Source organism: Staphylococcus sp. EG-SA-2 (assembly GCF_017152085.1).
Genome location: NZ_JACYHC010001042.1, coordinates 1 through 778, shown reverse-complemented (window position 1 = coordinate 778; position 778 = coordinate 1). Strand labels below are relative to the sequence as shown.

Sequence of the window (778 nt, the reverse complement as noted above, 5' to 3'; positions counted from 1 at the left end):
TCCAAAGTTTCAGGACGTACTGGATAATTTTCCTTCACCATAAATTGAAGCAGGTTGACTGACGGCACTCTAAATGCTTGTAAAATAGCCATCATTTCCTTCCACATTAAACGCATTTCACGGATTAGTGTCATCGTTATCGGTCCTTCAGGAAATAACTTATACACATAAACCGGTACATCCGTCCCTTCGAAAATGGCTTTCAATGAAAAGTCATTCATAAATAGTGGTGGGTGCACATAAAGCGAACTGTTTCGCGTTTCAGCGTGCAGTGGCGATTCAACGACTTCTAATTGAATTTTCAATTGCTCAGCTAAAGCAGAGATTCGTTGACACATTGTTGAGTTTGAATGTGTCGATCCCATGTACAATTTCTTTTTTACACCTGTTGTCAACACATGATTAGGCGCTTCTTTATCAACAATACGTGTATCGCCAAGATAAGTTGAGAATGAAATCACTTCGATATCTTTATTAAATTTAGACATAAATTGTTCGACAATCATTTGCGAACCAAATGTCGGTGATATTAAAATGACATGTTTGACACTTTGCAAAGTTTCTAACGACAATTGCTGTAGTGTGTCATAATAAGCATCTGCTGTGCATGCCATGACAACCGTTTCGTATTCACCATTAACGTTTTTAACGTCTTTATACAAACGATTAATTTCAAACTTACCTTCCAGATGTTGATGCGCCTCGTTTTGTATTTTGACTTCAAATTGTTTCTCTTTTTTATACGCTTGATATAAGCGTTTTGATTTTTCTGATGTTG

At 36.6% G+C, this 778-nt stretch carries 1 pseudogene; it reads right to left on the bottom strand.

The features are described from left to right. Nucleotides 1-778: pseudogene (cntM, locus tag IDG60_RS27865) on the bottom strand (staphylopine dehydrogenase CntM); the annotation flags it as partial.